The organism is Fervidicoccus sp. (assembly GCF_049967375.1).
Lineage (GTDB): Archaea > Thermoproteota > Thermoprotei_A > Sulfolobales > Fervidicoccaceae > Fervidicoccus > Fervidicoccus fontis.
Genome location: NZ_JBMFSV010000029.1, coordinates 1 through 11,113 on the forward strand (window position 1 = coordinate 1; position 11,113 = coordinate 11,113).

Here is an 11,113-nt window from a genome sequence, read left to right on the forward strand (position 1 = left end):
ATCTTCTTAAATGACTCAGGGTACTTGAGAGGCCACTCAACTGCCTCTCTCAGCTGCTGTTTTGCCTCTTCAAGCCCACCTATATCGCTCCACTTAACATTTGGAACCTCAATATATATTTCTCTTAATCCGCTTGGAATAATCTCCTTATATGCTTCCATAAAGTCCTGCATAGTAACTACCATGCTATTAAGTACTTCTTCTGGAATTCTTTCACTGTTTAAATCTATTTTCGGTAAGTACCTTCTCAATGCATGCATCGCTGCCTCTCTTGAAAGGGCTGCAAGATCAGCCCCCGTATATCCGTGAGTAATACTAGCTATCTTTTCTAAATCTACATCTTCCGCTAAGGGCATATTTCTCGTATGAATTTGAAGTATTTCGAGCCTTCCTTGTCTATCTGGCAGAGGTATTTCAATTTCTCTATCAAATCTTCCCGGTCTTCTTAATGCTGGGTCAATGGCGTTAGGTCTATTCGTTGCTGCAATTACAATAACATCTCCTCTAGTTTCGAGTCCGTCCATCAGTGCTAGCAACTGAGCTACTACCCTCCTTTCAACTTCACCAATTACTTCGTCTCTCTTAGGGGCAATTGCATCTATTTCATCTATGAATATAATAGCTGGTGTGTGCTTCTTGGCTTCCTCAAATATTTCTCTCAACCTTTGTTCGCTTTCTCCGTAGAACTTACTCATAATTTCAGGGCCGTTTATCGCAACAAAGTATGCCTGGGTCTCGTTTGCAACAGCTTTAGCTAAAAGGGTCTTACCAGTTCCTGGTGCTCCATAAAGTAGTACTCCTTTGGGAGGTTCGATTCCTAATCTTTTGAAAACCTCCGGGTATTTAAGCGGTAGCTCAACAAGCTCCCTGATTCTTTCAACAATCGGTTTAAGTCCTCCAATATCTTCATATGTAACTCTAGGCATTTTCCCCGTATCTACCGGCTTATCTAAAACTATTAAGTTAGTTTCATTAGTTATTATGACTATCCCGATAGGCTTGGTTTGTATCACTGAAAATGGAATTGGCTGACCCAATACTGGAATGAGTACTGTATCTCCTTCTACCACAGGAGTATCAGTTAGCCTCCTCTTTATGTAATTTACAAAGCTGTTTTCAACCTCGATGTTATAGTTATTTGGGGCAAGCTTTACGTATGTAGCTGGCTTCGTCTGTGCTTTTCTCACGATTACTTTATCCCCAATGCTCACACCTGCGTTCTTCCTAACCAATCCATCCATTCTTATTATATCCTGACCTTGATCTTCAGTATAGTTTGGCCAGGCAATAGCGGCTGTTTTTCTTCTTCCTTCAATTTCAACGACATCTCCAGGTTCTACTCCAATTTCCTTCAACATCTCCAGGTCTATTCTTACCTTTCCTCTCCCAACATCTTTTTGCTTAGCTTCTGCGACTCTTAATAAAAGCTCCTTTTTTTCATTAGTAGTACTCATATTACAACACTTCTAAATTTTTAATAAGTGAAGAAACGATTAAAAATATAGCGACAATATGTTTTATAAAACATCTTTAACTACAAAATAAAAGTACTGCAAAAGATATAATAAACATTTTTCTAAGAAGTTGCTAAATTGTATTTTCGCATGTGAAATCTTTGGTTTTTACTACAGCCGCGATATTTATAAAAGATTTTATTGAGAATTATTTAAAGTCAGAAATAAATAGGTTTAGAAACTACTTAATCTTGAAACGCTTTCGATTTCAAAATCATCTATATCTTCGATACCTCTTAATATTTCCTCCAGTTTTTCTGTTCCACCTTCTGTCTCCTCAGGAAAAGTCAAATATAATTTTAATGCCGTATAGCCAAATGCTATTGGCTCTTCAGATGCCTTAATTATGATATAATCCTGCGGTAAAGCCTTTCTGATTTTGTCAGCAACCTCCTCTCTTTTAGCTTCAGCATCTTTTGGATAAATTTTTAAGCTTACAAGTACTCTTGCCATTTCTTCTCATCCCTTTTACGGTCCTTCAAAACCACAAACCGGGCATTTATATTTTACACCTTGCTTCTTGCATTTACTGCATCTTACTATTTCAACTTGTCCACAGTTCGGGCACAGGAAAATTGTTGGCTTTTCTTCAGGAGAAACTGTCTTTCCACAACTGGTGCAAGTTCTTGTTTTTACGGTGTTATGTACGCTTAATTTTGATGCAACATTGCTTGATTGCATACTTATCACATCTAACATTTTCATTTTTTTACTATTAATTTTCAAATCGTTAATAAATTTTAAATTTTCCGCAATAGTACTATGTGTTAAACTCAAGTAAACCTCCCCTATCCTAACAAATGGTCTCTATGGTAAAAAGATGAGGGTGTAAGCATAAACCTAAAAAAGGCTAAAAACCTAAACAAATTTTATATTTAAAAATTCTTCGCATTGCTTTAAGTGAAGTTATTATGCAATGTAAGCAAGTTATAGTTGCCAGAAAAGACTTGAGACTTAGTGCAGGTAAATTGGCTGCTCAAGTTGCACATGCCAGCGTTGAATGCGTATTGCAAATTTTAAATAGCAATAGAAATGAATGGAAAAAATGGCTTGAAGAATGGATAAAAGAAGGACAAAAAAAAGTTGTCTTAAAAGTAAGTTCTTTAGATGAATTATTAGTATATTACAATAATGCAAAAAGCTTAGGTCTTCCCGCTTCACTTATTAAAGATGCAGGTTTAACCCAGGTACCAGAAGGTACTATTACTGCTGTAGGCATAGGACCAGCACCAGAAGAACTCGTTGACAAAATAACTGGTATGCTTGATTTGTATTGAAGCCTTTTTATATTAGTCCCCTTTCATTAAATAGCGTAAGGTAGATAGTTGCTTTCTTTTTTAGTAGAAAGCTGAGGAACAAAAATTATTTTTTACTAAAAACTTCAATATTTTAATTTGTTTATCTCAAATTTTTATTTCAAAGAAAAAATTCGCGAATATATCCTATGCATTTAATTAAGAAGTTGTAAGAGTAAAATTTATGAAATACGAATAAAAAAATTGATTTTAAATAGATTATATAAAAATTATATTATTAAAGTCTGACAAGTAATAATTTTCTATAATAAAAAACATTTTAATGGTTTATATTCAAAAGATTCTTTTTAAAAAATTCGTTTTTTTGAAATTTTATTTCTTCTTAATTTTCTTTTTACATAATTTAAAAAACTTTATCTTATAAATCTAATTGTTATAGAAATTTTTTAGAATGTGAAGAAAAATTTAAATATTATGCGAAAATTAAAAATAAGTAAATCTTTTAATAAAATAAAAGGTGTGTTATGAATGGCAGACTCTCATGGTCTAAAAAGGCAGGTTGGATGGTTTGTGTCAGCTTCACTAGTATTGGGAACGTTGGGGTCGAATGGTCTTTTTGGAAATTACCCTATAACTTATAGAATTGCAGGCCCGGCAGCATCTTTTGTATAGTTCGTTACGATGATTTTCGGCGGATTTCTAGCAATGACCCTTGCATACGACTTTACGATATGGCCTGACAAGGCCGGCTCTGAGTATGCTCCCGTTCGTATCGCTTTAGGAAAATATCTTGGAGGGCTAACTGCTTGGGGATTATATGTAAGCTGGGGAACAGCAGCAACTATAGGTACATTAATTACCGGATGGTATATATGGCCTACTAATACTACGTATCAAACGATATTTACTGGCGTAACGGTGACGGTGTTTTTCATAATTAATTACTTCGGAATAAAATTTGCTGGATTAGCTGAAGTTATTATGACATTATTGAGAATTGTACCTACAATTTTTGTTGGTTTAGTTGCAATACCATATGTTAACTTATCAAACTTTCATCCATTTTGGGTAGCTAGCAGTGAAATACCGGGTGCATCCGCAAATTCGCTCTACGGAATGTTCATGCTATTTTTAGCAGCATCCTTATATTCGACTTGGAGCACATATGCTACAGATATATTTGCATCAATAGTGCCTGAAATAAAGGATCCTGAGAAAAACGTCCCAAGAGCAGGGCTTGCCTCTACTTTGATTCCATTACTATTTGTAAGCCTCATAACGATAACCGGCATTGGAGTTCTAGGAAGCGATCTAGGGACAGGGGAAGCGCCATTATTTGAATATTCAAGAATTGTATTAGGCGGTGTCGGTTTAGCATTAATGTGGACTGCATTAATAAGCGGAACACTAACAAATGCGAATGTTGCTATGATAGGAGGATCTAGAGTCCTTTATCAAATGGCTGTTGAGGGAGACATCCCAAAGATCTTTGCAAAAACAAACAAATATGGAGTTCCAATAATTGGCCTGATTTTCACTTATATCATAAACATAGCAATGTTGTTATATACTCCGATATACGCTATACTTGTCGCTATGTTCCAAGTTCCATACATGTTAACAATATTTCTATTAAGCGTAGCAAACTTGAAGATCAGAGCAACAAAGGAGTGGCACGAGAAAGCAGCTTGGAAGGCTCCATGGTGGCTGATAATTGGATTCTTTATTATTGGTGTGCTTAGCCTTATGTACTGTTGGGCATATGGAATACTCTTTGGATGGCATGACATAATACTTGGAGCCGCTTCAGAAGTTGTGATGCTAGTGTTACTAGCGATACCTGATATTATGAAAAGAAGAGAGAAAAAGTAAACGCTGAACTTTTTAAATAATTAATATATTTTTTATTTTTATTCCATCTTTATTTTTGCAGGAGATTTAAAAAGCTTATGAAACACATCTTCTAAAACCTCAACTTTAGTGGGAAGTGCTCTCGCATCATATTTACTTATCCTTATAACATATTCTGTAGTTCCATCTGGAAGCCATATCGTATTAACACCTACTATTCTAACCGGGCTTAAAAGCTCTGAAGCTAATTTTTTGAGATCTCTTGTATCTTCCACTATTTGAACCCTTACATTCAACTTTTCACTCAACGCCTTAGCAACTTTCTTGAGCTGATATTGACTTTGCGTATCGGATTTTACGACTATAACGCAAAGATCTTCGCTCCAAATGGTTCTTATATAATTAAGATCTTTTAAAAATTTGAATTCTTTCTCTTCTTCTAGTTCAATCAGTGCTTTCATTACAGGAATTTCTTTTTTATCGACTTTTCCACTATCTACTAGCCTCTGGCATCGCGGACACAAAACTCCTGTCTTGACACAAATATAATCGAGAGGAATTTTCACTATTTCTACAGCACCTCCTCATTAGCATTATAGCGAGTTACCAAATGCTATAATAACCTTGTTTATACTTAGCACACATGCATGTTAATTTTTATGTTAAAACCTCTTATAAATATGATCTTGAGTATTAAGTTTTAGAGAAAAAGATTAATTTTAATTTCGTTTTTAAGCTTTTCTTAGCATGAAAATGAGAATGTATTATTTGCTATAATGTGAAACAATTTTAATTGTAAAAAATTTATATAAGAGTAAATAAATTTAAAAAGTCTCAATAAGGTGGAAAAATGTCTAAACAAAATACTAACGAAATTTCATATGAAGAGTTTTCTAGATTAGACATAAGAATAGGGCTAATAAAATTTGCTGAAAAAATTCCAGGGAGTCATAAGCTTTTGAGGCTGATTATTGATCTTGGTCCATCTATCGGTGAAAGACAAATAATCTCTGGAATCGCTGAATCATATAAACCTGAAGAGCTTGTGGGAAAAAAGGTTCCCGTTCTAACTAATTTAAAACCAAAAAAATTTTTGGGGTATGTGAGTGAAGGCATGATCTTAGCTATTGGATGTGAGAGCAACCAATTGCCAGTTTTATTGCTACCTGAAAAAGACGTTTCTCCTGGAACTAAAGTATGCTGAATGAGGTTAAAATTGAGTGGAAAGCCAAAAAAATATCGTTAGATTAGAAAACATTCATAAGATATACAAAACAGGAGAAATAGAATATCATATTTTAAAGGGAATCAACCTTACAGTCAGAAGCGGAGAGTTTATTTCTATAATGGGCCCCTCAGGCTCTGGCAAGAGCACTTTGATGAATATAATTGGCCTGCTTGATAGACCTAATGCTGGAAAAGTATATATAGATGGAATAGATGTAGCAAAATTAAAGGATAGCGAAATAGCAAAAATAAGAAATAGGAAAATTGGGTTCGTTTTTCAGCAATTTAATTTAATTCAAAGATTAACGGTATATGAAAATATAGAACTGCCTCTTCTTATAAGAGATATAAGCAAAGAGGAAAGAGAAAAGCTTGTTCGTGAAGCCCTTCTAAGAGCTGGCGGAGATTTGGGCTGGCTAAAGAAAAAGCCTAACCAGCTCTCTGGTGGACAGCAACAGAGGGTCGCAATTGCAAGAGCCCTAGTAGGAAAACCAAAACTGATTTTAGCAGATGAGCCGACGGGTAATCTAGATAGAGACTCAGGAAGAATAGTTATGGAAACACTTAAAGAACTAAACAAGGCGGGTGAAACTATAATCTTGGTTACTCATGATATTGAAGTTGGAAATTGTGCGCAAAAAATTTATTACATAAAAAATGGAGAGATTGTAGGTTCAGGTGAAACAGATCAGAATAAATGCATTTTAAATTCAAAAAGATAATTACTATTCATAATTTACTTTGATTTTTTCCGAATATATTCTTGTCCTCCCGTAATTATCATGTAATTTTATTGTAAATGCTTCATTTAAGTGAAGTAACCTATCTATTTGCATTAAATAATTTTTACAATTATCTTCGTCTGTACAGATTGTTTTGACCTGTTCTCTTATTCTTACTAATAAACCTTCGACTGTTGTCACAAAACCTTCGTCTAATTCTGAAGACAATATTTCGGTTTTTATTTCAGGAATTTCAATATCGGTATTTTCACCGATAAACATAATTATATTGAGATCTCTCTCATTTTCTATTTTTAATTCTATGACCCTCTTTTTTCCAATTTCATATGGAATTATATATGAAAATCTATATCCGCATTTTTCACATTTAGCTCCTACAATCAATGACATTCCATATTGTGGCATATCGTAAATGATTTCCCTTATAACTAGAGAGTTCTTTGCTTTACAAATCGGACAGTCCATTAAATATTCATTTATAATTTTTTTGTCGCTCATTATATACACCGTATTACAGTTTAAATAACAGTAAAAAACATCAATAAACACGCTAGCATCAATAGGAAGTTTCTATAATATATTGATAAAAAGGATTTATAAGCATGCCTAACTAAAAAAATGTCAATATTTTTTTTCTTTTTTGATTTATTTTTGAATTAGGGATCTCAGATGCCAAGCGACATAATATTCATTGCAGATAAAAAAGAATCATCAAGATTTGAGCTAATTATAAACTCTGTCAAAATAGTTTCCTTCAGAGTAGATGAAAATTTAAAGAAATGGATCGAGAGCGCCTGGAAGGAGAACGGCTTTTCTTCAAGAAGTGATTATTTAAGGAATATAATAGAGGACGTTGTAATGAATACGGATAAATATAATTTTAAAAATAATGGTCTTCTCCCTTTTAAGTGCAAATATACTGTCACTTTTAAAATTGATAATTCACTATTAGAAAAATTAGATAAAATTGTTGAGAAAAAAGGTTATTATACTAGAAGTGATTTTCTAAGAGACCTTTTTAACTATCTTATGAACCTTACAGCTGAATAAACTATCATTCGACTTTTATCTTATGACCTTCCTCCTTTTCCCGTTCCTTCAGCTCAATTTTCACTTCTAAAACTCCATTTTTATACTGCGCTTTTGCTGTTTCCGGTTTAACTGGCTTTGGCAATTCAATTTCCTTGTAATATTTTCTATCTCCATTACTCGCTCTTATTATTAATTTACTATCCACTACTTTTACATCGATTTTATCTTTCTCTACACCTGGAAGTTCAGCAACTATTGTAAGTAAATTGCCAGATTCAAATATATCAACTAAAGGCTCTCTTTCTTCTGAAATTTTTGGTTTCATTCCGACCCTCTTAACGTTCCCAAATTCCTCTATATGTGGAACCCCGTCTGGACCAATTGTCATCCTAAATCCGTATACAAGCGGTGACTTCGTAAAATCTTTCGATAGTTTTTCCATCCTTTCGAATTCTTCTTCGAACATGTCTTCGATTTCCTTGAAGAAATCGTCAATCAAGTCAAATGGACTTGTCCTTTTTTTCTTATAAGACATAATTTCACCTATTATATAAAATAAAAGTCAAATCTAATATTTTTTAATGTTTGATTTTTTCATGTTAAATATAAAGGAAAATTTTTTAATGCTTCTAAACTTTATATATTTTTCATGACGGGCCGGTAGCTCAGCCTGGAAGAGCGCTCGGTTGGCATCCGAGAGGCCCCGGGTTCAAATCCCGGCCGGTCCATTCTAAAATCTTTATTTTGAATTGACATTTTTTGGACTTTTAGAATGGCAAACTTTTTTGTTCACAGACTAACCATCATTATGCCCTTCAAGATTTAAATACCTACCATTAAGACAAAAAAAGATTTGCAAAACTTTCTTATAAGCTTTTTACCCTAACAAAAAATACATCTATTTTTATATAATTTTTCATTATAAAAACATATTAATAAAGAATAAAAAAGAACTTCAAATTAAAATTATATCGATATCGAAGCTCTAAAAACATTTTTGTAATCTAAAACTCCTCCATAGAATAAGTTATAAATAATAGATAGAAATAATAATAATAAATGCAACAAAAAATAAAAATAATAAAAATAATAAAAAATATACTAGATATTTTATTTCAAGGTGATTATGACGAGTGATGAATTAAAGGAAGAGGAAATAAAACTTCCGAGCGGAAAAGAATTAACGCTGTATGAGCTTGTAAAATTTTGCTATGATTTTTCTGAAACTGACCTTATGATTTTATTTAAAATTATTGATAAAAAAACGACTATTGAAGAGCTAAGTAATGATCTTAAGCTAAGTAAGGCTACCATAAGTAGAAGTCTAACAAATTTACTTAATTTGGGCTTTGTCGTAAGAAATAGAGAGATTGAAAATTATGGGGTCGGGAGACCTAAATACACCTACTATTCATCAAAGGAGATAATTGAAAGTAAGCTCAGAAAAGATATGGACAAATGTGCAAAAATTATCAGGGATTTTATAGGTAAGATATTAGAAAGCAAAGAACTTAAGTTATATTGATAATTTTTCACTTAGCAAAGGGTTTTGATAATCTATTGGAAATAATATCTAACTTATTATATATTGTCTCACAGTTTAAGACCTGCATCTTTTTTATAACTAGATAATTAACCTTGAAAGTATAAAGATTCATCAGCTTGAGATTTGGGATGATCTTTCACTAATCAAAAAAAATCTCCTTTAATAATCAAAGCTGGACCTCCATCCTATATTTTCCACGATTAAAGAATAGTAAGCTAAAAATAAATACAAAGCTTTTTGTCATTTATATTAAAAAGGTGAGAAATATTGGCCTATCATTTTTTTATATTACAAAAAAAGAGAGAAAAGTTTAAAAAAATAAAAATATAAAAATATTAAAAAGAAGTGATATGAAATGGAATATGAAGCATTTGATGTTAAAGCTAAGAAAAAAGTAAAACTTACTAATGTCGAAGTTGTTACGCTTAAGAACGGGAGGCTTGCAATCAAAGGAAAAAGTCCAGAAACTGGAATTACTGTATATAGACTTTTAAGCAAAAAAGAAATAGAAAAGCTCCAAAAGAAGAAATGATTTTTTTATTTTATAACAATCCATGTTTTTTTGTTAACCCACATTAGTCCCGTAATACCGCTTATTATATTGCTTACTGCTATTACAAGCCATATATAAATTACATTAAAGGTTAATATATAAATACATATAAACATGGGAAGAATTCTAAAAACCCACATTCTCAATACAGATAATAATCCAAAGAAATAAGTATTTCCAGATCCATTTGCTACACCGTAACTAATAAAGAACCATCCATAAAATGGTAACGTTATCGAAGAAATAAATAAGTAATCAACAGCATATTTAAACACAGATGGATCCTGGGTAAAAATACCTATGAGCTGATCTCTAAATAAAACTAAAATAACTCCTATGAAAACCAAAATCAAAGAGAGATCGAGAAGAGATTTTTTCACTACTTCTTTGCTCCTGTCTATGAACTTTCTCCCAAGGTTAGCGCCAACCATAATGGCAGTCGCCCTAGCATAACCAGTTGTTATTGATTGAACAAAATCTATAATTCGTGTGGTAATACCATACGCAGCTATTACATCCGCTCCATAAAAAGAAAGTAAAGATATTGAAAAAGTTTGGGCTAAAGAATTAGAAGATCTATGGATGCCTAGCGGCACCCCAATTCTGAAGATTTCTTTTAACCATTTCATATCGAACTTCAAATCCTTTACTCCAATATTCAGTTTTTTATATTTATAGAAAAGCATGAATATAGAATAAATCGCAACGACAACTTCAGAAACAAGAGTTGCTAATGCTGATCCAAACACACCCATTTTTGGAAAAGGATAAATTCCAAATATCATGAATGGGTCTAAAATAACATTTATAACAACAGAAAGCAAATTGATTTTCATTGTTAGTCCTACATCTCCTAAAGCAGATGTTATCGTAGTAAATGTAATGCCTATATATGCAAATGGCGTTGCAAGAAGAATTGTTCTCAAATAAATGTTAGCAAATGGAATCAAGTCTTCCGGAATGTTCATAATTTTTAGAATATAATAAGAAAAGATAGCAGGAATAACTGATACAATTAGTGAAAAAACTAATGTAAAGAGAAAGAGAACCCCAGAATATTCTCTTGCGCTTTCATAATCTCCTTTTCCATAATCTTGAGAAATTGTTGCGATGCCACTTGATAACAATCCTGCACCGAAGGAAATTAAAAAGTATACTGGAGGCCATGAAACTACTGGAGCGCTAAGAGCTTCAGTACCTAATCTACTTAGCCAAAAAGTGTCAACAAAGTTATATATAACTTGTACTAAATCCGATACTATTAGCGGAATTGAAAGTTTTATTAAAGTACTTCCAATATTTTCCGAAAAAATTTCTTCTTTGTCTATGGTTTTCATAGTAATACCTTTTTCAAATTAGACATAAACAAGTATTTTTTTAATGTTATTTTT

At 32.6% G+C, this 11,113-nt stretch carries 15 protein-coding genes and 1 tRNA gene; 9 read left to right on the forward strand and 7 right to left on the reverse strand.

Going from position 1 to position 11,113, the window contains the following annotated elements:
* The 3 genes from ACP5SL_RS05490 to ACP5SL_RS05500 form a co-directional block, all read right to left on the reverse strand.
* Positions 1-1,454: AAA family ATPase (locus ACP5SL_RS05490; RefSeq protein ID WP_428228306.1), on the reverse strand; the 1,454-nt coding region annotated here is incomplete at its 3' end.
* 234 nt (positions 1,455-1,688) lie between these two features.
* Entirely contained in the window at positions 1,689-1,967 is a 279-nt protein-coding gene (locus tag ACP5SL_RS05495) for an elongation factor 1-beta (RefSeq protein WP_014557499.1), read from the reverse strand.
* A gap of 15 nt (positions 1,968-1,982) precedes the next feature.
* Positions 1,983-2,195, reverse strand: a complete 213-nt coding sequence (locus ACP5SL_RS05500) for a zinc finger domain-containing protein (protein ID WP_148683822.1) — start codon at positions 2,193-2,195, stop codon at positions 1,983-1,985.
* A gap of 230 nt (positions 2,196-2,425) precedes the next feature.
* Here ACP5SL_RS05500 and pth2 point away from each other — a divergent pair, with 230 nt between their 5' ends.
* The 3 genes from pth2 (at position 2,426) to ACP5SL_RS05515 (ending at position 4,642) form a co-directional block, all read left to right on the forward strand.
* Positions 2,426-2,791 carry a peptidyl-tRNA hydrolase Pth2 gene (gene pth2, locus ACP5SL_RS05505; protein ID WP_428228307.1) on the forward strand — a complete coding sequence of 122 codons (366 nt, stop codon included), beginning with the start codon at positions 2,426-2,428 and terminating at the stop codon, positions 2,789-2,791.
* Positions 2,792-3,298: 507 nt separating this feature from the next.
* A complete protein-coding gene (locus ACP5SL_RS05510) occupies positions 3,299-3,442 on the forward strand; it encodes a hypothetical protein (protein WP_428228308.1) in 144 nt (47 codons plus the stop codon).
* Positions 3,443-3,451: 9 nt separating this feature from the next.
* Positions 3,452-4,642: an APC family permease gene (locus tag ACP5SL_RS05515; protein WP_428228309.1), complete on the forward strand. Its 1,191-nt coding sequence runs from the start codon at positions 3,452-3,454 to the stop codon at positions 4,640-4,642.
* A gap of 38 nt (positions 4,643-4,680) precedes the next feature.
* Here the strand turns inward: ACP5SL_RS05515 and ACP5SL_RS05520 are convergent, their stop codons facing one another.
* Positions 4,681-5,187, reverse strand: coding sequence for a transcription elongation factor NusA (locus ACP5SL_RS05520; protein ID WP_193804095.1), 507 nt, complete (start codon positions 5,185-5,187; stop codon positions 4,681-4,683).
* A 284-nt stretch (positions 5,188-5,471) separates the two neighbouring features.
* On the opposite strand from ACP5SL_RS05520, the gene metG reads away from it, so the two are divergent.
* On the forward strand, positions 5,472-5,825 hold the full coding sequence (gene metG / locus ACP5SL_RS05525; RefSeq protein WP_193804097.1) for a methionine--tRNA ligase subunit beta: 354 nt from the start codon (positions 5,472-5,474) through the stop codon (positions 5,823-5,825).
* Between the two features lie 16 nt (positions 5,826-5,841).
* Positions 5,842-6,570 carry an ABC transporter ATP-binding protein gene (locus ACP5SL_RS05530; RefSeq protein WP_014557494.1) on the forward strand — a complete coding sequence of 243 codons (729 nt, stop codon included), beginning with the start codon at positions 5,842-5,844 and terminating at the stop codon, positions 6,568-6,570.
* Positions 6,571-6,573: 3 nt separating this feature from the next.
* Here the strand turns inward: ACP5SL_RS05530 and ACP5SL_RS05535 are convergent, their stop codons facing one another.
* Complete coding sequence (locus ACP5SL_RS05535) at positions 6,574-7,089, reverse strand: ZPR1 zinc finger domain-containing protein (protein WP_428228310.1); 516 nt, start codon at positions 7,087-7,089, stop codon at positions 6,574-6,576.
* Between the two features lie 171 nt (positions 7,090-7,260).
* Between ACP5SL_RS05535 and ACP5SL_RS05540 the strand changes: the two genes are divergently transcribed.
* On the forward strand, positions 7,261-7,641 hold the full coding sequence (locus ACP5SL_RS05540) for a ribbon-helix-helix domain-containing protein (RefSeq protein WP_193804101.1): 381 nt from the start codon (positions 7,261-7,263) through the stop codon (positions 7,639-7,641).
* 4 nt (positions 7,642-7,645) lie between these two features.
* Here ACP5SL_RS05540 and hsp20 read toward each other — a convergent pair whose 3' ends face one another.
* Positions 7,646-8,158 (reverse strand): archaeal heat shock protein Hsp20, encoded by a 513-nt coding sequence (gene hsp20, locus ACP5SL_RS05545; RefSeq protein ID WP_014557491.1) that lies wholly within the window; start codon positions 8,156-8,158, stop codon positions 7,646-7,648.
* A gap of 119 nt (positions 8,159-8,277) precedes the next feature.
* Between hsp20 and ACP5SL_RS05550 the strand changes: the two genes are divergently transcribed.
* From ACP5SL_RS05550 to ACP5SL_RS05560, 3 genes are all read left to right on the forward strand, one after another.
* A tRNA-Ala gene (locus tag ACP5SL_RS05550) sits at positions 8,278-8,351 on the forward strand.
* Between the two features lie 398 nt (positions 8,352-8,749).
* On the forward strand, positions 8,750-9,148 hold the full coding sequence (locus ACP5SL_RS05555; RefSeq protein WP_014557490.1) for an ArsR family transcriptional regulator: 399 nt from the start codon (positions 8,750-8,752) through the stop codon (positions 9,146-9,148).
* A gap of 376 nt (positions 9,149-9,524) precedes the next feature.
* Positions 9,525-9,701 (forward strand): DUF5679 domain-containing protein, encoded by a 177-nt coding sequence (locus ACP5SL_RS05560; RefSeq protein WP_014557489.1) that lies wholly within the window; start codon positions 9,525-9,527, stop codon positions 9,699-9,701.
* Positions 9,702-9,706: 5 nt separating this feature from the next.
* Here ACP5SL_RS05560 and ACP5SL_RS05565 read toward each other — a convergent pair whose 3' ends face one another.
* Positions 9,707-11,059, reverse strand: a complete 1,353-nt coding sequence (locus ACP5SL_RS05565; protein WP_428228311.1) for an MATE family efflux transporter — start codon at positions 11,057-11,059, stop codon at positions 9,707-9,709.
* Positions 11,060-11,113: the final 54 nt, after the last annotated feature.

Excerpts from the sequence above, each read along its gene's own strand:
- ACP5SL_RS05560 (WP_014557489.1), top strand. The coding sequence starts at position 9,525 with ATGGAATATGAAGCATTTGATGTTAAAGCTAAGAAAAAAGTAAAACTT.
- hsp20 (WP_014557491.1), bottom strand. The coding sequence starts at position 8,158 with ATGTCTTATAAGAAAAAAAGGACAAGTCCATTTGACTTGATTGACGAT.
- ACP5SL_RS05555 (WP_014557490.1), top strand. The coding sequence starts at position 8,750 with ATGACGAGTGATGAATTAAAGGAAGAGGAAATAAAACTTCCGAGCGGA.
- ACP5SL_RS05500 (WP_148683822.1), bottom strand. The coding sequence starts at position 2,195 with ATGCAATCAAGCAATGTTGCATCAAAATTAAGCGTACATAACACCGTA.
- ACP5SL_RS05495 (WP_014557499.1), bottom strand. The coding sequence starts at position 1,967 with ATGGCAAGAGTACTTGTAAGCTTAAAAATTTATCCAAAAGATGCTGAA.
- ACP5SL_RS05540 (WP_193804101.1), top strand. The coding sequence starts at position 7,261 with ATGCCAAGCGACATAATATTCATTGCAGATAAAAAAGAATCATCAAGA.
- ACP5SL_RS05565 (WP_428228311.1), bottom strand. The coding sequence starts at position 11,059 with ATGAAAACCATAGACAAAGAAGAAATTTTTTCGGAAAATATTGGAAGT.
- ACP5SL_RS05510 (WP_428228308.1), top strand. The coding sequence starts at position 3,299 with ATGGCAGACTCTCATGGTCTAAAAAGGCAGGTTGGATGGTTTGTGTCA.
- pth2 (WP_428228307.1), top strand. The coding sequence starts at position 2,426 with ATGCAATGTAAGCAAGTTATAGTTGCCAGAAAAGACTTGAGACTTAGT.
- ACP5SL_RS05515 (WP_428228309.1), top strand. The coding sequence starts at position 3,452 with ATGATTTTCGGCGGATTTCTAGCAATGACCCTTGCATACGACTTTACG.
- ACP5SL_RS05535 (WP_428228310.1), bottom strand. The coding sequence starts at position 7,089 with ATGAGCGACAAAAAAATTATAAATGAATATTTAATGGACTGTCCGATT.
- metG (WP_193804097.1), top strand. The coding sequence starts at position 5,472 with ATGTCTAAACAAAATACTAACGAAATTTCATATGAAGAGTTTTCTAGA.